Source organism: Erwinia sp. Leaf53 (assembly GCF_001422605.1).
Classification (GTDB): Bacteria; Pseudomonadota; Gammaproteobacteria; order Enterobacterales; family Enterobacteriaceae; genus Erwinia.
In genome coordinates this window covers 64,133-84,480 of sequence record NZ_LMLK01000021.1, presented here as the reverse complement: position 1 = coordinate 84,480, position 20,348 = coordinate 64,133, and the positions used below count along the sequence as shown (strand labels likewise).

Here is a 20,348-nt window from a genome sequence, read left to right as displayed (position 1 = left end):
GGCGGAGGTCAGGCATCAGGTCAGACCGCGTGCTCCTGCAACTGCTGCATAAACGTCTGTACCCATTTAACGCGCAGCTTGCGCTCGTCGAGATCGCGCATAAACTTCAGGCGGGTCGGGCCGTCCAGCCGCCAGTGCTGCGGCTCCTTCTGCAGCAGGCCGATCAGCCACATCGGGTCAACCTTATTCTTCTCGGCGAATTCGATATAGCCGCCTTTCTCGCTGGCCTCCAGCTTGCGAATACCCAACGCTTTGGCGGCCAGCCGCAGCCCGGCGATATCCAGCAGATTGCGGGCGGCATCCGGCAGCAGGCCAAAACGGTCGATCAGCTCCACTTTCAGGTCGTCCAGCTCGCCGGCCTGCTGGGCGCTGGCAATACGCTTATAGAACGACAGGCGCGTGTTGACGTCAGGAATAAAATCATCCGGCAGCAGCGACGGCATCCGCAGCTCAATTTCGGTCTGGTTGCTGGTCAGATCTTCCAGCGATGGCTCGCGGCCCTCTTTCAGCGCATCGACCGCATTCTCCAGTAGCTCCATATACAGCGAGAAGCCGATGGTTTCCATCTGGCCGCTCTGGCCTTCGCCGAGCAGTTCGCCAGCGCCGCGGATCTCCAGATCGTGGGTGGCCAGCGCGAAACCGGCCCCCAGATCTTCCAGCGAAGCGATGGCCTCAAGGCGCTTATGCGCATCGGTGGTCATCGCTTTCGGGTGGGGCGTCAGCAGCCAGGCGTACGCCTGATGGTGCGAACGACCCACGCGACCGCGCAGCTGGTGCAGCTGTGCCAGGCCGAAGTGATCGGCGCGCTCGATGATAATGGTATTGGCGGTGGGGATATCGATGCCGGTCTCAATGATGGTGGTACACACCAGCACGTTAAAGCGCTGGTGGTGAAAATCGTTCATCACCCGTTCCAGCTCGCGTTCGCGCATCTGACCGTGGCCGATGGCCACCCGGGCCTCCGGCACCAGATCGCTGATGCGCTTCGCCGCTTTCTCGATATTTTCCACATCGTTGTACAGATAATAGACCTGGCCGCCGCGCAGCACTTCGCGCAGCAGCGCTTCGCGCACCACCAGCTCGTCGTACTCGCGGACGAAGGTTTTTACCGCCAGGCGGCGGGCCGGTGGCGTGGCGATAATCGACAGATCGCGCATGCCGCTCATCGCCATATTCAGGGTGCGCGGGATCGGGGTGGCGGTCAGCGTCAGAATATCGACGTCCGAGCGCATCGCCTTGATGCGCTCTTTATGGCGCACGCCAAATCGGTGCTCTTCATCGACGATCAGCAGCCCCAGGTCGCGCCATTTGATCTCGCTCTGCAGCAGTTTATGGGTGCCGATCAGAATATCGACCTTGCCTTCCCGCGCCTCTTCCAGCACCTGCGCCTGCTCCTTTGCGGTACGGAAGCGGGACAGCACCTCGATGCGCACCGGCCAGTTGGCAAAGCGATCGCGGAAGTTGTCGTAGTGCTGCTGCGCCAGCAGGGTGGTCGGTACCAGCACCGCCACCTGCTTGTGGTTCTCTACCGCCAGGAAGGCGGCACGCATCGCCACTTCCGTTTTACCAAAGCCGACGTCACCACATACCAGCCTGTCCATCGCCAGCGGCTGACACATATCGCTGAGCACGGCGTTAATCGCCTGCGCCTGGTCCGGGGTGGTTTCAAACGGGAAGCTTTCACAGAACAGCTGGTACTGCTGCTTATCATGCTTAAAGGCAAAGCCGGTCTTCGCCGCGCGCTGGGCATAAATATCCAGCAGTTCGGCGGCGACGTCGCGCACTTTCTCTGCTGCTTTTTGTCGGGCGCGTGACCAGGCGTCGCTGCCCAGCTTGTGCAGCGGGGCGCTCTCATCGGCACCACCGGCATAGCGGCTAATCAGGTGTAGCGAGGAGACCGGCACGTAGAGTTTGGCGTCGCCGGCGTAGGCCAGCATCAGGTATTCGGCCTTGATACCGCCGGTTTCCAGGGTGGTCAGGCCAATATAGCGCCCGACGCCGTGCTCCAGATGCACCACCGGCTGCCCCGGATGCAGCTCGGCGAGGTTGCGGATCAGTACGTCGGGGTTGATGGTACGGCGACTGTCCTGGCGACGACGGCTGACCCGCTCGCCCAGCAGGTCGCTCTCGCAGATCAGCGCACGGTGGCGCAGGCCGTCGATAAAGCCGTGCTCGCTGGCGCCGATCAGCAGGTAGTGACCCGGTTGGCGGGCATCATGCAGCGCGTCGATCGGCTGCGGTTTCAGCTTAATCCGCGCCAGCAGCTCCTGCAGCGTTTCGCGGCGGCCTTCACTCTCTACCGAGAACACCACCGGGCCGTCAAACTCTTCAAGGAAGCGGCGCAGCGCGTCCAGCGGCGCTTTCGCCTGGGCCTGCACCGCCAGGTCCGGCAGCGGCTGGTACTGCAGGTTACGGTTAGCGGCTTTATCGGGCAGCTGCTCCGTTGCCAGCTGTATCCGCGGCCACTGCTTCAGTTCGCCAAACAGCTCGTCCGCGCGCAGCCACAGTGAAGGGGGCGGCAGTAACGGGCGCATCGGGTCAACGCGGCGATTCTCATAGCGGGCATTGACGTCCTGCCAGAAACGTTCGCTGCTGGCCTCAAGGTCGCCGGTGCTGACCAGCAGAGTTGAGGCGGGCAGATAGCTGAACAACGTCGGCAGTGGGCCGTCAAAAAACAGCGGCTGCCAGTACTCGATACCGGCAGGCAGGGTGCCCTTGCTCACCTGCTGGTAGATGTGTTCCGGTTCGCGCCTGACGTCGAACCGCTCACGCCACTGGCTGCGAAACAGTTCGATCGCATTTTTATCGGTAGGGAACTCATGGGCCGGCAGCAGATTGATCGCCGTCACCTCTTCCAGCGTGCGCTGGCTGTCGGTGTCGAACAGGCGCAGGCTGTCAATTTCATCATCGAAAAAGTCGATGCGGTACGGGCGGTCGCTGCCCATCGGATAGAGGTCGAGCAGGGCTCCGCGGGTAGCGAATTCACCGTGGGCCATCACCTGATCGACGCTGCGGTAACCCGCCTGCTCCAGCTGGCTGCGCAGCGCGTCTCGCGACAGCTGCTGCCCTTTGCGCATCACCAGCGCATGGCCGTGCAGATAGCCGTGCGGGCAGACGCGCTGCATCAGCGTGTTCACCGGCAGGATCAGCAGGCCGCGGGTCATCGTTGGCAGCTGGTACAGCGTGGAAAGCCGCGAGGAGATAATCTCCTGGTGCGGGGAGAAGCTGTCGTAGGGCAGCGTCTCCCAGTCGGCCAGCGCGATCACCGGGCAGTCGGTAAACTGGCGTATCTCATCCTGCAGGCGCAGGGCATTTTGCATATCCGGCGCGATCAACATCACCGGACCGGCGTGGCGTTCAACAATTTCGGCACACTCTACGGCGCAGGCTGCACCGGTTAACTGCCCCAGTTGGCGCAGGTCGCCCGCCTTTGCCGGCAGGTCATAACGGTAATGTTCAGGCATAATCAGTTCGGCGTTCTCATATCTCAAAGGAGAGCGGGAACCCGGCGGCCGGCCTGCCAGTTGACGGCTCTGTTGCCGCAGGGCTTTCCCATTTCAGCCCGGCGAGTATAACTCTAAATGGTTGAAGTTGCAGTGGCCAGGCGGATTATCCTGGCGTTAAACGCGCGCGGTTGCGCACTCAGACGTCGCCGCTATTATCCTCCTCGACCGCCTGCTGGATGCGCTGCAAAATATCCGGGAATGCCGACTGGACACGGCTCCAGCTGGGGATAAAGGGTTTTTCATTAGGGCGCTCGATAAACGACTGACCGGCTTCCAGAATCGACTGGGTGAACATCTCCACCGCAGCCTCCTCAACGTGCTGATCAAATCTCAGGCCGTTCATCATCGCGTCATGGCTGTAAATTTCCATCACGTCCAGCGCGTAGCGGTAGTAGGTGGCTTTCAGCACGCGGAACGAATCGCTGGTGATGTTCACCCCCATGGTGGCCATTTTACGCAGCAGCGACTGTACGATATCGTTGCTCATGCGGCGCAGGCCGCCGCTGCCATCCTCTTCCGACAGCGGCTGGTGTTTATGATCGTAGTTGTCGGCGATCTCCACCTGGCAGCTCTGCCGGGTGGTGTAGTTGCGGTAAATCTCCGACAGGACGCCGATCTCCAGCCCCCAGTCGCCGGGAATTTTGATGCCGTTGAGCACCTGGGTGCGCATGGCAAACTCGCCGGAGAGCGGGTAACGAAAGCTGGCAAGATAGTCGAGGTACTCGGAGTGGCCGTAAACCTTCTGCAGCGCCCGCAGCAGCGGGCCGACCAGCAGGCGGCCCACGCGGCCGTTCAGCTTGCCGTCCGCCACCCGGGCGTAAAAGCCTTTGCAGAATTCGTACTCGAAATTTGGATTAGCCAGCGGATAGAGCAGACGCGCCAGCATGCCGCGCTCATAGGTGACGATATCGCAGTCGTGCAGCGCCACGCAGTGTGAGCGGTCAGAGGCGAGGGTGTAGCCGGTGCAGAACCAGACGTTGCGCCCTTTTCCGGGTTGCGAAGGCGACAGTCCCTCCTTATCCAGCTCGGCGTCCAGCGCTTTCAGCCGCGGCCCGTCGTTCCACAAAATGCGGTGACGCTGTGGCAGGCGGGAGAAGAACTCCCGCGCGTGCAGAAACTGGTCGCGGTCAGCGCGGTCCAGGCCGATCACAATCTCGGCCAGATAAGGCACTTTCGCCAGTTCGTCGACGATATTTCCCAGCGCCGGGCCTTCAAGTTCTGAAAACAGCGAAGGCAGGATCAGCCCCATCTTACGTTTGCGTGAAAAGCGTACCAGATCCTTTTCCAGCTCTTTAAGCGGGCGCTCAGTCAGATTGTGGAAATTGGTAATCACCCCGTTCTGGTAAAAATCGCTCATCGCATTCCCCTGTCAGACTCGTGAACACTCAGGTTTGAGTGATAAAAAAATCCAGCCCTTCGCTCCAGCCCTGCGGGCCGGCGTGCGCGGTGCGATACACCGCCGGATTTGCTGCGCGCTGCAGCAGCAGCGGGTTTTTACTGAAACCTTTAATCACCACGGCAAAATCGACGCTGTCCAGCATCGGGGCATCGTTAGGGCTGTCACCCAGGCCAATGGTCAGCGGGGCCGCAGCGCCAAACGGCGTCTCCTGCAGCAGCCAGCGCAGCGCGCTGCCCTTGTCCCAGCCCTGCGGCATCACGTGCCAGAAACGTCCTCCCTGCACCAGCGCCAGCCCTTCCTCCGCCAGACGTTGCCCGAATAGCGCGAAGCGCGCGTGGTCATCGCGCCAGATCAGGCTTTCTGACGCCTCGCGCATTTTAGCCAGCGCGGCGTCGCCCGGCGACAGGCCGGTCCAGTCGGCGATCTCTTTTTCGGTGACGTCAGAAAAACCGGTGAACTTAAACCCCTCACGCTGCCTGAGCCGCAGCAGGGTATGACACAGGCTGGCGTAATCCGGGCCGGGATGATGACGCAGCGGGCCGCCCGGCGCACCGTCCCACTGCACCAGCGCACCGTTCTCGCTGATAAACGGCGCGCTGCCAAGCCCCAGCGCCCGCTGCAGCGGCACAATCTCAGTGGCGGTTTTACTGGAGCAGATGACGATCGGGATCCGCGCTTCCTGCAGGCGGTCCAGCCAGGCCTGTGCAGGTTGCCAGCTGTAGGTGTGATGATCGAGCAGTGAGCCGTCGAGATCGGTGACGATCGTCAGTGGATCCTGCAGAGTCGGCATAGATACCCCCGGTTATCAAATCAGCAGGCAGCAGCAGTGCTGCGAAGGTGATGGCGAACGTGTTGCTGGTATTAAGGTAAACATAGCGCGGCAGCTCAGGCGCCGTTAGCAAGTATAGACGCTGTGACAGAAGGGGAATCGCGGGTAAAAAAAAGCCCGCGCTGCGCGGGCAAAATCCTTGTTACTTTTTAGGTTGACCGCACCTTTAGGGGTGATGCAGTGGGAACATTCTACGTTTTTCTGCGGACAGAAGTCTCATCACCAATTGTTAAGAAAACGAAAAAGTCAGCAATTACGCAGCTTTACCCGTCTTTACCGGCAGAACAGGCGATAGTGTCTATACTGGAACAGGTGCTGAGCACAGATAACACTGATAACGGAGAGAATATGGATTTTATTCGAATTGTGATTGCGATTCTTTTACCACCACTGGGCGTCTTTATGCAGGTCGGCTTTGCCGGTGCGTTCTGGCTTAACATCCTGTTGACGCTGTGCGGCTATATTCCGGGTATCGTGCATGCGGTGTGGATCATAGCGCGGCGATAATCTCGCTTATTCGTAAGAAAACCCACGTTAACGCGTGGGTTTTTTTATGGTCAGTAATAAAATCCAGGCAGAGAATTATCAGGTTAAGGGTTAGAAAGTCGTCAATAATTAGCCTTAAAACTATTTTTTTAAGCCGGTATCGTGGAAACACCACCGGGGTTTAAACTGAATTCAGTTCATCATCGTCGGAAACTATCAGATCATAATTATCTTTGTGCCGGAATAAATATCCGTGCCTGACGAGATCCGATCGTTTAAATGAAGCGATTGCGCAAAAAAAAACGGGCGCTCGTCTGCACGAGGCCCGTCAGGGTAATACTTTTTACTTATGACGTTCGTGAATCAGAACGTCTCCCAGTTATCCCCGTCAGCCAGCGCCGGCTTTGCCGTTACCGGCAGCGCTTTTTTACCGCTGACGCTGGCGGTGCGCAGCGGGGCAGCGGCGTAGGTGTTCAGCTTGAAGGTGGCAACCGCCTGGGTCAGGCGGGCCGCCTGTTCTTCCAGTGAGGCGGCGGCGGCAGAGGCTTCCTCCACCAGCGAGGCGTTCTGCTGGGTGACGTTGTCCATCTCGGTTACCGCCTGGCTGACCTGTTCAATGCCCCGGCTCTGCTCGTCTGAGGCGGCAGCGATCTCCGCCATAATATCGGTGACGCGGCGCACCGCGTCGACGATGCCGCTCATGGTATCGCCGGCGTGTGCCACTTCGCTGGAGCCTTTGCCGATCAGATCCACCGACTCGGCAATCAGGCCTTCAATCTCTTTTGCGGCACCGGCGCTGCGCTGCGCCAGGTTACGCACTTCGCTGGCCACTACCGCAAAACCACGGCCCTGCTCGCCGGCGCGCGCCGCTTCCACCGCGGCGTTCAGCGCCAGGATATTGGTCTGGAAGGCGATGCTGTTGATCACCGTGGTGATCTCAGCAATTTTCTTCGAGCTGGCGGAGATGTTGTTCATGGTGGTCACCACGCCGTTGACGATAGCCCCACCGTCGCGCGCGCGGCCGGAGGCTTCTGCCGCCAGCTGGCTGGCATGGTGCGCGTTCTCGGCGTTCTGTTTCACCGTCGAGGTCAGCTGCTCCATGCTGGCGGCCGTCTGCTCCAGCGCGGCAGCCTGCTGTTCGGTACGTGAGGAGAGATCGGTGTTACCCGCGGAGATCTCACCTGACCCCTGGTAGATCGCCACCGCACCTTCACGTACGGTACCCACGGTGGTGACCAGCGACTGCTGCATCAGCTGCAGATGGTGGCCCAGCGTGCCAATTTCACTGCGTCCCCACTGCTGCTGCGGTGCGGTCAGATCGCCGGCGGAAATCTGCTCAATGCGTTCCACCGCGTGGCGCATCGGTGCAATCACCACGCGCTTGAGGAAGATAAAGGTCGCCAGCGTCAGCAACAGCGCCAGTGCAAAGGCCGCAGCCATCATGATAAAGCCAAGGCGGGTTTGCGCGGCCGCTTCAGCATTCATGCTTTCGGCGCGCTCGGTGCGGATCTTCACCGCTTTGAGCAGCACGGCGTTATAGGCGTCATCAAATTTACGGGTGTAGTCGGTTTCCTGGGCAATCACCCCTTCAAAGCTGCCGTCGTTGGCGCTTTTCACCATCGGCAGCAGGCCCTTCTCAAGGTATTCACCGAAGCGGGTCTTCAGCTCGGCGTCCAGCGCGGTGTCGGCCGGCGTTTTCACCCGGCGCTGCTCGTAGCGGCTAAAGCTCTCGCGCGCCTGCTGGATGCGCTTTTCTGTGGTGTCGAGATTGGCCTTAAACTCCTCCATTTCTCCGATGCGCGCCGAAGCACCCGCGTGGATCACCGTCAGGCGTGCCGTACGCAGATTATTAGAGCTGTTCGACAATGCCATACGCACCTGGATCTCTTCGGTGACGTCATTAAGCGACTGATTACTATGGATAAGAAAGTAACTGGCGAGGCCGATACACAAGGCGAAAAGTAACAGAATGCCACCCAGAATGGTGGCAAACAGCGGGACCAGGCGGAGATGCTGCCAAAAACTAACGGTCTGCTGCGCGTCATTTTGTTGTAGTTTCATATCCTATGCTCTCTGATGGGGACGAAGATACGCTCCGGTCGTCCTGTTAACATCGGCATTGGAAAGGAAACGCTTAGCGGGGAAGTGGGAGGTGCTTCACAAAATTGACATTGAGTGCTGAAGCATTCAGACGGGACGTCTCCCGTCTGCGCCGGCGTTATCTCAGATTGACATAGATACCGCTGGTCACATTGTCTGCCAGCCGGACAACATGATAAATAACCTGCTTTTTGTGGGTTTTAATTTTGCGTTTTATATTTCCTTTGTGTGAGGAAACCGTTTTTGCTTTGATTTGCAGTTTGTCAGATATCTGAATCGTATCATGGCCTGACATCCACATTCTCAGCATGCAGGATTCCGTCCTGCTCAGCGTCAGCGGGTGAACGTCTGAACCCGACAGGTAGCGCGAGGCGTGGCCACAGCGCTGCTGGATGTAGGTGCTGAGCAGTTCGTCGAGGGTGCCGGGTTTGATCGACTTAGAGGTAATAATCAGGTTTTTTCGGACATATAAATACTCTTCAAAATGAATGTTCGAGATCGCCATAAATATAAAAAATAACGTATCCGGATGCTGCAGGATGATGTTTCTCAGTAACTGACTGGCATCGGCTTCGTGAATAAAAGAGTCTTCATTGATAAAAACCACGCCTGGCCTGTACTTTTTACAGTAACTTTGTAACTGACTGGTTTCCGTTACCGTAATAATGTTCTTTTTTCTCAGCCCTTTCCCGAGCAGGTAATCATTCAGTCCCAGCCGCGTATAGTTACATGAATCCATAATCATTGTTGGCATAATAGCGACCCTTAGAGAAATGAAGGCACGACCTGAGGGATATTCCTCAAAAGAGATGCAATTTCCGGACCTGTTATTGGGGTAAAACTCAGCCCCTCACAGGGCGCGGAACCTAAGTAAAATACTGGTGTTGGCGAAAAAATAACAATTTAAAACATCACGATAAGAGGCATCCCTGAGCAGGTATTTTCAGACATGTCTTAGCGTTGCCATGTTTAAAATACGCTAACTGCCGATTAATAAAAATATTTTTCACTGTTAATTTACACTTATCAGAATTTCCTTATGGAAAAGTGTAAAGCTTTGAACCTATTACTGACGTAATACATTTGAATGACTTAAGTTTCCGAAGGGTTAGTCTGACGTTTATCTAGCGTGCCGGCATTTCATTCAGCAACGTTGATAACAGGTCGAAGATCTCGCTAAACAGATGTTCGCAGAACGGCGCCAGCAGCGGCATCATCAGAATGATAAACACCATCCCCAGGGTTAGCGTGATGGGGAAGCCGATAGCAAATACCGAGAGCTGGGGGGCCACACGGTTGAGCAGGCCCAGAGAGAGGTTAAGCGTCAGCAGCAGGGTGATCAGCGGCAGCGCCAGCTTCAGACCGTTAAGGAAAATCAGGCCGGCCGCGTTGGTAAGCGCAAAAAAAGCATGACTGTTCAGGGGTTCACCGCCTACCGGCAGGGTGTGGAAACTGTCGGCAAGCAGCGAAATCAGCCACAGGTGGCCGTTAAAGGTCAGAAACAGCAGCATGGCCAGCATATCGAGAAAACGGGCCAGCACCGGCATATTCAGGCGGCTGCCGGGGTCAAAGAAGGTGGCGAAAGAGAGCCCCATCTGCAGGCCGATTACTTCACCGGCGGTACGCACGGCGGCAAACGCCAGCTGCAGCGTAAACCCGGTGGCTACGCCAATCAGGATCTGCTGGATCAGCAGCCAGAAACCGCCGACGGAGAACAGGGTGACGTTGGTCGGTGGTAAAGAGGGGATCAGCACCCAGGTGATCATCACGCCAAGGCCGAGTTTGACCTTGCGGCTGATCGACTTCTCGCTCAGCAGCGGGGCGGTCATGATCAGCGCCAGCACGCGCGCCAGCGGCCAGAAAAACTGACTGATCCAGAACAGAAGCTGGCTGCTGTCGAACTGAATCATCAGCCGATCATATAAGGCAAATTGCTGAACAGGGTGCGCATATAATCCAGCACCAGGCTCAGCATCCACGGCCCGGCGATCACAATAGTGGCGACCACGGCGAGGATTTTCGGGATAAATGACAGCGTCTGTTCATTGATCTGGGTAGCGGCCTGCAGCAGGCTGATAATCAGCCCGCTGAGCAGGGCGGCCAGCAGCAGCGGAGCGGCCAGCGCCAGCGCCACCTTCAGGGCGTCATGGCCAAGCTGCATTACCGATTCGGGTGTCATGCGTTGCTCCGGTTAGGAATAAAAACTCTGCGCCAGCGAACCCACCAGCAACTGCCAGCCGTCGACCAGCACAAACAGCATCAGCTTGAACGGTAGCGAGATGGTTGCGGGGGGCACCATCATCATCCCCAGCGCCATCAGCACGCTGGCCACCACCAGGTCGATAATCAGGAACGGAATAAATACGGTGAAGCCAATCTGGAACGCGGTTTTCAGCTCGCTGGTGACGTACGCGGGCACCAGAATCCGCATCGGTACCGCTTCCGGCCCGGCCAGCGGCGGCGTGTTGGCCAGCCGGGCGAACAGCGCCAGGTCAGCTTCACGCGTCTGGCGCAGCATAAATTCGCGCAGCGGCTGGGCGCCTTTATCCATCGCTTCCTGCATGCTGATTTTGTCTTCGCTGAACGGCAGATAGGCGTCGGAATAGATCCTGTCGAATACCGGGCCCATAATAAAGAAGGTCAGAAACAGCGCCAGGCCGAGCAGCACCTGGTTCGGCGGTGCCGATGGCGTACCGAGGGCGTTGCGCAGCAGGCCAAACACGATAATGATGCGGGTGAAGCTGGTCATCATCAGCAGGATCGCCGGCAGGAAGGTCAGCGAGGTGATAAACACCAGCGTCTGCACCGGCAGCGACCAGCTCTGGCCGCCCCCGGCGAGCGGTTTGCTGATAAGCCCCGGTAACTGGGCATAGACGTTGGGTGCCAGCATCAGCAGCGACAGCACCAGCAGCGGCAGTATGCGTTTCATTTTTGCTTTTGGCCTTTAAGAAGCGACTGGAGGAGCTGACGAAAATCGGCCGGCGCCTGTGGCGGTGTGGATGAGGTCGGTTCAGGGGCCGGGGGCAGGGTGTGCAGATGGGTAATCTGCTGGGCGGTAACGCCCAGCACCAGCCGGGCACCTTCGACATCCACCACCACCACGCGTTCGCGCTGCCCCAGCTGGCAGCTGGCGCTGACGTTCAGCGTTGCGCCCCGGCCACGTTTCGGTGTCAGGCCCACTCGCTTCGCCAGCCAGGCACAGGCAAGGATCAGCAGAATAATGGCGGCCAGCACGCCGCTGACCTGGGTAAGCACCGATGCGGAAGAGACCGCGGGCTGGCCGACCACCGGCTGTGACGGCTGGGTAGTGTTCACTTAGCGGCTCAGGCGGCGCATGCGTTCGGACGGGGTAATGATGTCGGTAATGCGCACGCCGTACTTATCGGCGACCACCACCACTTCCCCCTGGGCAATCAGATAGCCGTTGATCAGGATATCCAGCGGTTCACCCGCCAGGCCATCCAGCGCCACCACCGAGCCCTGCGTCAGGCGCAGCAGCTCCTTAATGGTCATCTTGGTGCGGCCCAGTTCCACGGTCAGTTTGACCGGAATGTCCATAATCAGGTCGATATCCTGCAGCGATCCGCTGACGTCACCGGCTTCCAGTGATTTGAAAATCCCCGCCGTTGAGGCAGAGGTGGTGCTCGCCTGCTCATTCATCGCATCAGCCCACAGGTCGTCCGCGGAGATGTCGTTGTCGGACGGCTTATTGATGTCACTCATGGGGCTGTTCCTCATTCATCGAGTTCAAAATCGGGTTAATCAGGTGTTCCACGCGCAGCGCATACTGCTTATTCAGCGTGCCGTACTGGCTGGTCAACACCGGTACGCCATCCACATGGGCGATAATGCGGTCCGGTTTTTCAATCGGCAGCACGTCGCCAGGTTTCAGCGCCAGCAGGCGGGAGATACGCATCGAAATGTCGGCGAAGTTAGCCACCAGCTCCAGTTCGGAGTGTTGCACCTGTTTCACCAGCGTATCGCGCCAGTTCTCATCTTCGCGCCGCGAGTTCTCCAGCGGCGGGTTGACCAGCGTTTCACGCAGCGGTTCGATCATGCTGAACGGGATGCAGATGGTGAACTCACCGGTCAGGTTACCCACCTCAACCTGGAACGGCGTGGTGACCACGATATCGTTCGGTGACGTGGTAATGTTGGTGAACTTGACCTGCATTTCGGAACGCACATACTCCACGTCCAGCGGATAGATCGGCTTCCAGGCATCGCTGTAGCCATCCAGCGCCAGCTTCAGCATGCGCTGAATCACGCGCTGTTCGGTATGGGTGAACTCGCGCCCCTCAACCTTAGTCGGGAAGCGGCCGTCGCCGCCGAACAGGTTATCTACCGCGATAAACACCAGACCAGGCGAAAACACCACCAGCGCCGTTCCGCGCAGCGGCTTAAGGTGGATCAGATTGAGGTTAGTCGGTACCGGCAGATTACGGGCAAACTCGTGGTAGGGCTGGATCTTGATCGCCCCCACGGTAATATCCGGACTGCGGCGCAGCAGATTAAACAGCGCCATACGATAAGAACGTGCAAAACGCTCGTTAATAATCTCCAGCGCCTGCAGGCGTTCACGCACCACGCGGCGCTGGGTATTGGGATCGTAAGGGCGAATGCCGTTATCGCTACCCTGACTAACCTGATCGTCTGCTGCGCTGTCGCTGTCGCCATTAAGCAGCGCGTCAATTTCTGCCTGAGAAAGAATGCTATCGCCCATAAATTTACATCACCGCAGTATGAAGGCCGTAAACAGTACGTCGGTCACGACCTGCTGGGGTTGTCCTTGCACCAGCGGAGGTGCCAGTACCTGTTTGATCTGTGTTACTAATTCCTGCTTACCCTGCTCATTGGCTAACGTAGCAGCGTTTTGACGCGATAACAGCAGCAGCAGTCGGCTGCGTACTTCCGGTAAATAATCATTCAGACGACGACGGGTATCTTCATCCGGCAAACGCAGGGTAAAGCCTACGTAGAGCACGCGATCCGGATCGTTGTCAGGATTGATCAAATTGACCGTAAAAGTGTCCAGAGCAAAAAACACCGGCGCCGGCGGTGGCTCCGGCTTAGCAGCCGCAGTGGCGTTAGCCGGAGAGTTCATCGAGCGCCAGACTGTATAGCCCGCCACGCTGCAAGCGACCAGAGTTACTACCAGCAACACCGGTATCAGGAGCTTACGTTTGCCGCTTTTGGCTTTAGCGTTATCAGTCATATTAGCTGTAACTTCCTGTGATTATTTTCGGGGGCGGTGCCACCTAATCCGCTAACCCACGGCGTTGCGGGCAAATTATCCCGCGTCCTGAGCCAAACAATAGGCTGAAAAGACGCGGATAATGCCGTCAGCTTACGCGTTTGTAGCCGTCAGGCGAAAATATCGACAGCGCTGGACCCTGCGGCGCGCGCCTGCAGGGCGGCAGGTACGGCAAGAGGCGTCACATCACTGCTATTTTCCGAAGCAAGACTAAACTGGCTTCCGCTGTTATTACGCTGCTGCTCCTGCTGCCCGGCGAAGGACTGGTTCTGCGGGAACGCATCGCTACTTACATTACTTTGACCCAGGTTGATGCCACTCTCAGCCAGGGCACTGCGCAGCTGTGGAAGCGCGGCTTCCAGCGCGGCACGTACCTGACTGTGGTTCGACACCAGACTCAACTGTGCCTGATCATTATCCAGCTTCAGGCTGATCTGGATACTGCCCAGGTCCTGCGGGTGCAGACGTAGTTCGGCGGTCTGCTGCCCGTTACGGCTGAACATCAGGATCTGCTGTCCCAGTGCCTGCTGCCACTCCGGGCTGCCGAGCTGAGAATTAAGCTGCGGCGTGGCCGGTGCGGTGACCAGCGAGCTACCCGCTGGCGTCAGCGGAGCGGTTGCGGCACTGATGGCATTTGTAGTTATCGTCGCATTAGTAGCAGAACTTGAATTTTCTTTATCGATATCTTTACCAATAGTGCTCATAACCTGCTGAAAAGCCGGGCCAGATGCCGATTCTGCCGCGTCTGTAGCCTGATTACCAGCATCGTTGTGGGCGCTCAGCAGGGGCTGGCCGCTGCTGCGTGGCGTGCCGCTGGTGGTGGTGCTGGTCAGCAGGCCGGCTGCGCGCCCGTTTCCGGCATCGGCTTCATCGGTGGCGAGGCCTTCACCTTTACCTGCGGTCTGCGTCGTGCGCGGCACCAGCGTACTGGCCGGCAGCATCGCCTGCAGGGCTTGCAGGGCCTGTAAATCCATGTCGCTGAGCGCGATCGCCGGTTTGAGCTGGCTGTCGCCGTCGCCGGTGGCGGCAGGCAGCGTGCCGCTGGTCTGCGGCTGCAGCAGCGCGTTCAGCGCATCCGGTTTGTCCAGCGCGGAGAGCAGATCGCTGAGACGTGACTTCGCCGCGCTCTTGTCAGAGGCGCTCTGTTCCGTGCTGACGTCAGGCAGGGTAGGTTTACCGGTGCCGCTCTGCTGTGCGAGTGAGAGCAGACGGTTGCCCAGCAGGGTCAAAAATTCTGGCTGCGCGCCGTCGCCAGCGGTGGCGGCATCGGTGGATGCGTTGGTATCCGTCGCGAAGGTGCCGGAACGGCTGCTGGTGATCGGCGTGGCTGTCGCTGTCGTCGTGGACGTAGTAACCGGTGTTGGCAAAGGGATCATTCGCCTTTCCTCAATAGTGCCCGTTGGGCAAATTCATCCATCCGTTTCTGATCGAGACGGTTTTCTTGTAATAACGCGTTAGCGGCCGCGCGGGCCTGCAGCGTCTCATAGGCATGCAGCCGCTGCTGTTTATCGCGCCACAGGTTAAGTGCACCTTCAACCCGTTGATTCCACTGCGTCAGCTGCTGGCGATGCTGCTGAATGGCCTTCTCCAGCGTCTCAATAAACTGGTGATAGTTGTACCAGCGGGTGCTGGCAATCCCCTGAGTCATGGTGTTATTGAGATTACTGCGGTACTCATCCTGATAGTTGAGCAGCATGTTCAGCTGCTCATCTGCCTGTTTCTGTGCGCGCCGCATATCGCCTAACTGGATAGCGGCTTTCTCGACATCTTTCAGCGCCAGGTCGCGCAGGGTGTCAATTGCTGAGGCCTGTTTAGCCATAAACCCTCCGGCGGCGAGCTACCCTGTGCTCAGGGCGCTAGCCGAAAATCGCCTGCAGATGCAGGCAGGCATCATCGAAACTGCTGCGCTCAAACATCCCCTGCTGCAGGAAGGCCTCCAGTTCAGGGTAAAGTCTGATCGCTTTGTCGAGCGTCGGGTCGGTGCCGGCGGCGTAAGCACCGACGCTGACCAGATCGCGGTTACGCTGGAAGCTGGACAGCAGCTGTTTAAACTGGCGCACCCGCGCGTAATGGGTGTCGTCGATCAGGTGCGCCATCACGCGGCTGATCGAGGCTTCAATATCAATGGCCGGATAGTGGCCGGATTCGGCTAAGCGGCGGGATAGCACGATATGGCCATCCAGAATCGCACGCGCCGAATCGGCGATCGGGTCCTGCTGGTCATCGCCTTCGGTTAACACGGTGTAGAAGGCGGTGATTGAACCGCCGCCGTCAATGCCGTTACCGGCGCGTTCCACCAGCGCCGGCAGTTTGGCAAACACGGAAGGCGGGTAGCCTTTGGTTGCCGGTGGCTCACCGATTGCCAGCGCGATTTCGCGCTGTGCCATGGCGTAGCGGGTCAGCGAGTCCATAATCAGCAGCACGTGCTGGCCGCGATCGCGAAAATCTTCCGCAATCCGCGTGGCGTAAGAGGCACCCTGCATGCGCAGCAGCGGGGAAACGTCCGCCGGCGCGGCGATCACCACCGAGCGCGCGCGGCCCTCGATGCCGAGAATATTTTCAATAAAGTCTTTTACTTCGCGGCCGCGCTCGCCGATTAAGCCCACCACGATCACGTCGGCTTTGGTGTAGCGCGCCATCATCCCCAGCAGCACGCTTTTGCCGACGCCGGAGCCGGCAAACAGCCCCATACGCTGGCCGCGGCCGACGGTGAGCAGGGCGTTGATCGCCCGCACGCCGGTATCCAGTACGTCGGTGATCGGCGTGCGCTGCAGCGGGTTAAACGGCGGCGTGGCCAGCGCGGCACGGTAGCCGGTTTCCGGTGCGGGCAGGCCGTCCAGCGGGCGACCGCTGCCGTCCAGCACCCGGCCAAGCAGCTCCGGCCCGAGCATCATCTGCTTGCCGTTATGACTGCCGTCGCCGCTGACGCGGGCGTAAACGCGCGCGCCGGGCAGAATGCCTTCCACCTCTTCCAGCGGCATCATCAGCAGGCGCTGGCCGTTAAAGCCGACAACTTCGCTCTCCACCTCGCTGATGCCCTGGCCATCGTGACGTTCAATAACGCAGGTGGCCCCGAGCGGCAGCTGCAGGCCGGTTGCTTCCAGCACCAGGCCGGTAGCACGGGTCAGGCGGCCGTAACGACGCACCTCCGGCACCGACGCCATGCGCTTTTCAAAATTATCCAGCGTGCCGAGCCAGCGTGACAGTCGCGTGGTCATTACAGCTCTCCCGGCGCGGCCAGGCGGCACAGCTCATGCCAGCGGGTGGCAACGCTGGCGTCGAGATCGCCATCTTCCGCGCTGACCTTGCAGCCGCCGGGATGAATGCCCGGATCGGCCAGCAGCCGCCAGTCGTGCAGATTCAGGGTCGCCCCAAGGCTCTGCTCGATGCGCGGCAGGTCTTCCGGGCTGACCCGCAGCGTCGGCTTGCCGCTGAACATCGGCTCCTGCTGCAGCATGGTCTGGATCTGCCGCAGCAGGGCGGTACCGTCCACCTGCGGTGCCTGGCCAATCACCTGGCGCGCCGCTTCCAGCGCCAGCTGCATCAGCCGGGCGGCGATCACGCTGTCCAGCGCTTCCAGAGTATGGTGAAACTCTGATACCAGCTGCTGCATCCGCGCCTGCAGCGGGGCCTGCTGCTGCTGTGCCTCGCTGAGGCCCTGCTGCATGCCGCTGTCATAACCGGCCTTTTGCCCCTCGGCAAAGCCGCGCTGCTGGCCTTCCGCGTAGCCCTGGGCACGTGCGTCTTCCCGCTCGCGCGTCAGCCATTGCTCATGTTCGAGCTGCTGCTGGTCAACGGCGGGGGCTTCTTCGCCGAACTCCGGCAGCAGCGGGTCATCACTCAGCGTCAGCGGTGGAATAGCCGGCCGCTCGCGCGCCATCAGATCGTCCGGTACCCAGCGCTGCCAGGGCAGGGAAGCGTTATCAGACATAGGTCTCTTCGCCTCCGCCAATCACCATCTCGCCGCTTTCGGCCAGACGACGTACGATCAGCAGAATCGCTTTCTGCTCGCCCTCGACGGCAGACATACGCATCGGGCCGCGGTTGGCCAGGTCGTCGCGCAGGATATCGGCCGCACGCTGCGACATATTGCGCAGGAACTTCTCGCGCAGCGGCTGTTCGGAGCCTTTCAGTGCCACCAGCAGCGATTCGGATTCCACTTCCTGCAGCAGGCGCTGAATGCTGCGATCGTCGACCTCGATAAGGTTTTCGAACAGGAACATCTCGTCGACGATTTTCTGTGCCAGCTCGCCGTCGAATTCGCGTACCGCGTCGATAACCGCCTCTTCCTGCTGAGACTTCATCAGGTTGATAATCTCGGCCGCCGTGCGCACGCCGCCCATCTTCGCCCGCTTGAGGTTCTGACCGTCCAGCAGGCCGTTGAGCACTTCGGTCAGCTCGGCCAGCGCCACCGGCTGTACGCCGCCAAAGGTAGCGATACGCAGCATCACATCGTGGCGTAAACGTTCGTCGAACTGTGCCAGGATATCGGCCGCCTGGCCACGTTTGAGGTGCACCATAATGGTGGCAATGATCTGCGGGTGTTCGTCGCGGATCAGATCTGCAGCCGCCTGCGGCTCCATAAAGTTGAGCGTTTCCATCCCGGTGGCGGTGCCGCGGGTTTCCAGAATATCTTCCAGCAGGCTGGAGGCGCGCTCTTCGCCGAGCGCCTTCACCAGCACGCTGCGCAGGTAGTCATTGGAGTTGATGCTCAGCGCCGCGAATTGTTCGGCGTCGATCTCAAACTCGCGCAGCACGTCGGTCAGCTGCTTGTGCGAGACCTGGCGCATGCTGGCAATCGCCGAGCTCAGATGCTGGACTTCGCGGGTGTCGAGGTGCTTGAACACCTCGGCCGCGCGGTCTTCACCGACCGTCATCATCAGAATGGCGCTTTTTTCAGTTCCGGTGAGACTCATAGCTCGTCCTTCATCCACTGGCGAATAACCAGAGCCACCACCCGTGGGTCATTTTCTGACATCTCACGGATACGCTGGCTCATCACCTCAGCGCTTACGCGGTGCTGAGATTTACGTTCCTGATCGAGCTCATCTTTCGACAGCTTGACCGACACACCTTCATCATCATTACCGCGTGACGTTGCTGCCACTGCGGCCGCTTCGGCGATCGCCTTATCCTGCGCGGCTTTACGCAGCAGCTGTGGGCGAACCAGTTTGCGGTAGAGGATCCAGGCGACAATCAGCACCAGCAGCCAGCGTCCGGCTTCCAGCATCTGATCGATAAAGCGCTGCTGCTTCCAGAACGGCAGGGCATCGCCCAGGTCATCGCTGGCGGTAAACTGCGAATTAACCACGTTCAGGCTGTCGCCGCGCTGGCTGGAGAACCCCATCGCTTCGCGGGTCAAATCTTCAATCTGCTTCAGCTGCGCTTCGTTCAGCGCCACCGGCTTACCGGCAGCATCGCTGCGGTAGTTCACGACGACCGCTACCGACAGCCGCTGCACTTCACCGACGTTCATTTTGGTGTGCAGAATGGTGCGGTTGACTTCGTAGTTGGTGGTGTCGTCGTTACGGGTATTGGAGGGCACGGTGCTGGCCGCCGTGCTGGTGGCCGCGTTAGCCGTCGCGTTGTTCGCGGTCGGGTTAGCCCCGGCGGCGTTAGCGTTCGGGGTGGTAATTGGCCCGGAATTGGCCGGCGCTGGCTGGTTGGAGAGGGCGCCTGGCACGCCGCCAGGATACTGCCCGCCCAACTGCTGACTGTTGCTGCTCTGACGCGAACGAACGGCCTGCTGGTCCGGGCTGCTGTTCGGCTTGTACTGCTCATCGGTCTGTTCACGCTTGTTGAAGTCGACCTGCGCGGTTACCTGCGCGTGCACGTTGCCGTTGCCGACAATCGGGCCGAGGATCGCTTCGATGCGCTGCTGATAACGGCTCTCAACGTCGCTGGTGTATTTCAGCTGGGTATCATTCAGATCGCGTCCGCTGGTATCCGACTGGGTCAGCAGGCGTCCACCCTGATCGACTACGGTGACGTTGCCCGGCGGCATGCCGGCTACGCTGCTGGAGACCATATGCACCACGGCATTGATCTGACCTTCATCCAGCGCGCGGCCCGCCTGCAGCGCCAGCGTTACCGACGCGGACGGGGCCTTCTGCTCGCGCACGAACAGCGACGGTTTTGGCATCGCCAGGTGGACGCGCGCGCCTTTCACCGGGCCGAGGGTTTCAATGGTTCGCGCCAGTTCGCCTTCCAGCGCGCGCTGGTAGTTAACCTGTTCGCTGAACTGGCTGATGCCGAACTTCTCTTTATCCAGCAGCTCAAAGCCAACGGAGCCGCCTTTTGGCAGCCCCTGGGACGCCAGACGCAGGCGCAGCTCATGCACTTTATCGGCCGGCACCATCAGTGCCCCGCCCTTATCATCAAACTGATAGGGGATGTTCATCTGGGTCAGCTGGGTGACGATAGCACCGCCGTCTTCATTGCTCAGGTTGCTGTACAGGACGCTGTAGTTCGGCTGTTTTGCCCACAGCACCATGGCCATCACCACGGCGATTAGCGCAGCTACGGCGACGATAATGGGAATACGGGGGTTGGCGCGTAGGCGGGCGAACAGGTCGTTAAGACCCTTCTTTTCTGAGTTAGCCTGCGTGACAGTTGAATTCATGACCCTTTCCTGCCTGATCGTTGACCGGAACTTGTGCTGTTATTGTTATGTGGTAACAAAACTGACTCCCTGATGCGCTGGCTTAAAAAAAAATCCACCTCGATGGACTGCCATTATTTTCTGAAATGAGAAATTTAATGGGTGGATAAGCC

General features: G+C 59.2%; 19 protein-coding genes. 1 reads left to right on the top strand and 18 read right to left on the bottom strand.

Going from position 1 to position 20,348, the window contains the following annotated elements:
• Positions 1-20: 20 nt before the first annotated feature.
• The 3 genes from mfd to ASF13_RS12055 form a co-directional block, all read right to left on the bottom strand.
• A complete protein-coding gene (gene mfd / locus ASF13_RS12065) occupies positions 21-3,464 on the bottom strand; it encodes a transcription-repair coupling factor (RefSeq protein WP_056237156.1) in 3,444 nt (1,147 codons plus the stop codon).
• A 178-nt stretch (positions 3,465-3,642) separates the two neighbouring features.
• The gene (locus ASF13_RS12060) at positions 3,643-4,863 is read right to left on the bottom strand and encodes a hypothetical protein (protein ID WP_056236559.1); all 1,221 of its coding nucleotides are present in this window, start codon (positions 4,861-4,863) and stop codon (positions 3,643-3,645) included.
• A 28-nt stretch (positions 4,864-4,891) separates the two neighbouring features.
• On the bottom strand, positions 4,892-5,695 hold the full coding sequence (locus ASF13_RS12055; protein ID WP_056236557.1) for a mannosyl-3-phosphoglycerate phosphatase-related protein: 804 nt from the start codon (positions 5,693-5,695) through the stop codon (positions 4,892-4,894).
• Positions 5,696-6,082: 387 nt separating this feature from the next.
• On the opposite strand from ASF13_RS12055, the gene ASF13_RS23545 reads away from it, so the two are divergent.
• The gene (locus ASF13_RS23545; RefSeq protein WP_072166368.1) at positions 6,083-6,241 is read left to right on the top strand and encodes a YqaE/Pmp3 family membrane protein; all 159 of its coding nucleotides are present in this window, start codon (positions 6,083-6,085) and stop codon (positions 6,239-6,241) included.
• Positions 6,242-6,583: 342 nt separating this feature from the next.
• On the opposite strand, the gene ASF13_RS12050 is transcribed toward ASF13_RS23545, so the two are convergent.
• From ASF13_RS12050 to fliF, 15 genes are all read right to left on the bottom strand, one after another.
• Positions 6,584-8,281, bottom strand: a complete 1,698-nt coding sequence (locus ASF13_RS12050; RefSeq protein WP_056236555.1) for a methyl-accepting chemotaxis protein — start codon at positions 8,279-8,281, stop codon at positions 6,584-6,586.
• 157 nt (positions 8,282-8,438) lie between these two features.
• Complete coding sequence (gene rcsA, locus ASF13_RS12045; protein WP_056236553.1) at positions 8,439-9,074, bottom strand: transcriptional regulator RcsA; 636 nt, start codon at positions 9,072-9,074, stop codon at positions 8,439-8,441.
• A gap of 370 nt (positions 9,075-9,444) precedes the next feature.
• Positions 9,445-10,230 carry a flagellar biosynthetic protein FliR gene (gene fliR, locus ASF13_RS12040; RefSeq protein ID WP_056236552.1) on the bottom strand — a complete coding sequence of 262 codons (786 nt, stop codon included), beginning with the start codon at positions 10,228-10,230 and terminating at the stop codon, positions 9,445-9,447.
• On the bottom strand, positions 10,230-10,499 hold the full coding sequence (gene fliQ, locus ASF13_RS12035) for a flagellar biosynthesis protein FliQ (protein ID WP_056236550.1): 270 nt from the start codon (positions 10,497-10,499) through the stop codon (positions 10,230-10,232). Before fliQ ends, fliR begins: the two co-directional genes overlap by 1 nt.
• Before the next feature lie 12 nt (positions 10,500-10,511).
• Positions 10,512-11,249, bottom strand: a complete 738-nt coding sequence (fliP, locus tag ASF13_RS12030; protein WP_056236547.1) for a flagellar type III secretion system pore protein FliP — start codon at positions 11,247-11,249, stop codon at positions 10,512-10,514.
• Complete coding sequence (gene fliO, locus ASF13_RS12025) at positions 11,246-11,635, bottom strand: flagellar biosynthetic protein FliO (protein ID WP_056236545.1); 390 nt, start codon at positions 11,633-11,635, stop codon at positions 11,246-11,248. The genes fliP and fliO overlap by 4 nt, the downstream gene beginning before the upstream one ends.
• Positions 11,636-12,043 carry a flagellar motor switch protein FliN gene (fliN, locus tag ASF13_RS12020; RefSeq protein ID WP_056236542.1) on the bottom strand — a complete coding sequence of 136 codons (408 nt, stop codon included), beginning with the start codon at positions 12,041-12,043 and terminating at the stop codon, positions 11,636-11,638.
• Positions 12,036-13,043, bottom strand: a complete 1,008-nt coding sequence (gene fliM, locus ASF13_RS12015) for a flagellar motor switch protein FliM (RefSeq protein WP_056236540.1) — start codon at positions 13,041-13,043, stop codon at positions 12,036-12,038. Before fliM ends, fliN begins: the two co-directional genes overlap by 8 nt.
• A gap of 9 nt (positions 13,044-13,052) precedes the next feature.
• Entirely contained in the window at positions 13,053-13,535 is a 483-nt protein-coding gene (gene fliL, locus ASF13_RS12010; RefSeq protein ID WP_056236539.1) for a flagellar basal body-associated protein FliL, read from the bottom strand.
• A 149-nt stretch (positions 13,536-13,684) separates the two neighbouring features.
• Positions 13,685-14,950 (bottom strand): flagellar hook-length control protein FliK, encoded by a 1,266-nt coding sequence (locus ASF13_RS12005; protein WP_056236537.1) that lies wholly within the window; start codon positions 14,948-14,950, stop codon positions 13,685-13,687.
• A complete protein-coding gene (fliJ, locus tag ASF13_RS12000) occupies positions 14,947-15,393 on the bottom strand; it encodes a flagellar export protein FliJ (protein ID WP_056236535.1) in 447 nt (148 codons plus the stop codon). The genes ASF13_RS12005 and fliJ overlap by 4 nt, the downstream gene beginning before the upstream one ends.
• A gap of 37 nt (positions 15,394-15,430) precedes the next feature.
• Positions 15,431-16,792, bottom strand: a complete 1,362-nt coding sequence (gene fliI, locus ASF13_RS11995; protein WP_056236533.1) for a flagellar protein export ATPase FliI — start codon at positions 16,790-16,792, stop codon at positions 15,431-15,433.
• Positions 16,792-17,505 carry a flagellar assembly protein FliH gene (fliH, locus tag ASF13_RS11990; protein ID WP_056236531.1) on the bottom strand — a complete coding sequence of 238 codons (714 nt, stop codon included), beginning with the start codon at positions 17,503-17,505 and terminating at the stop codon, positions 16,792-16,794. The genes fliI and fliH overlap by 1 nt, the downstream gene beginning before the upstream one ends.
• Positions 17,498-18,490 (bottom strand): flagellar motor switch protein FliG, encoded by a 993-nt coding sequence (gene fliG / locus ASF13_RS11985; protein ID WP_056236529.1) that lies wholly within the window; start codon positions 18,488-18,490, stop codon positions 17,498-17,500. Before fliG ends, fliH begins: the two co-directional genes overlap by 8 nt.
• Positions 18,487-20,196, bottom strand: a complete 1,710-nt coding sequence (fliF, locus tag ASF13_RS11980; RefSeq protein ID WP_056236527.1) for a flagellar basal-body MS-ring/collar protein FliF — start codon at positions 20,194-20,196, stop codon at positions 18,487-18,489. Before fliF ends, fliG begins: the two co-directional genes overlap by 4 nt.
• Positions 20,197-20,348: the final 152 nt, after the last annotated feature.

Coding starts and splice junctions, on each gene's coding strand:
- mfd (WP_056237156.1), bottom strand. CDS start 3,464: ATGCCTGAACATTACCGTTATGACCTGCCGGCAAAGGCGGGCGACCTG.
- ASF13_RS12060 (WP_056236559.1), bottom strand. CDS start 4,863: ATGAGCGATTTTTACCAGAACGGGGTGATTACCAATTTCCACAATCTG.
- ASF13_RS12055 (WP_056236557.1), bottom strand. CDS start 5,695: ATGCCGACTCTGCAGGATCCACTGACGATCGTCACCGATCTCGACGGC.
- ASF13_RS23545 (WP_072166368.1), top strand. CDS start 6,083: ATGGATTTTATTCGAATTGTGATTGCGATTCTTTTACCACCACTGGGC.
- ASF13_RS12050 (WP_056236555.1), bottom strand. CDS start 8,281: ATGAAACTACAACAAAATGACGCGCAGCAGACCGTTAGTTTTTGGCAG.
- rcsA (WP_056236553.1), bottom strand. CDS start 9,074: ATGCCAACAATGATTATGGATTCATGTAACTATACGCGGCTGGGACTG.
- fliR (WP_056236552.1), bottom strand. CDS start 10,230: ATGATTCAGTTCGACAGCAGCCAGCTTCTGTTCTGGATCAGTCAGTTT.
- fliQ (WP_056236550.1), bottom strand. CDS start 10,499: ATGACACCCGAATCGGTAATGCAGCTTGGCCATGACGCCCTGAAGGTG.
- fliP (WP_056236547.1), bottom strand. CDS start 11,249: ATGAAACGCATACTGCCGCTGCTGGTGCTGTCGCTGCTGATGCTGGCA.
- fliN (WP_056236542.1), bottom strand. CDS start 12,043: ATGAGTGACATCAATAAGCCGTCCGACAACGACATCTCCGCGGACGAC.
- fliM (WP_056236540.1), bottom strand. CDS start 13,043: ATGGGCGATAGCATTCTTTCTCAGGCAGAAATTGACGCGCTGCTTAAT.
- fliL (WP_056236539.1), bottom strand. CDS start 13,535: ATGACTGATAACGCTAAAGCCAAAAGCGGCAAACGTAAGCTCCTGATA.
- ASF13_RS12005 (WP_056236537.1), bottom strand. CDS start 14,950: ATGATCCCTTTGCCAACACCGGTTACTACGTCCACGACGACAGCGACA.
- fliJ (WP_056236535.1), bottom strand. CDS start 15,393: ATGGCTAAACAGGCCTCAGCAATTGACACCCTGCGCGACCTGGCGCTG.
- fliI (WP_056236533.1), bottom strand. CDS start 16,792: ATGACCACGCGACTGTCACGCTGGCTCGGCACGCTGGATAATTTTGAA.
- fliH (WP_056236531.1), bottom strand. CDS start 17,505: ATGTCTGATAACGCTTCCCTGCCCTGGCAGCGCTGGGTACCGGACGAT.
- fliG (WP_056236529.1), bottom strand. CDS start 18,490: ATGAGTCTCACCGGAACTGAAAAAAGCGCCATTCTGATGATGACGGTC.
- fliF (WP_056236527.1), bottom strand. CDS start 20,196: ATGAATTCAACTGTCACGCAGGCTAACTCAGAAAAGAAGGGTCTTAAC.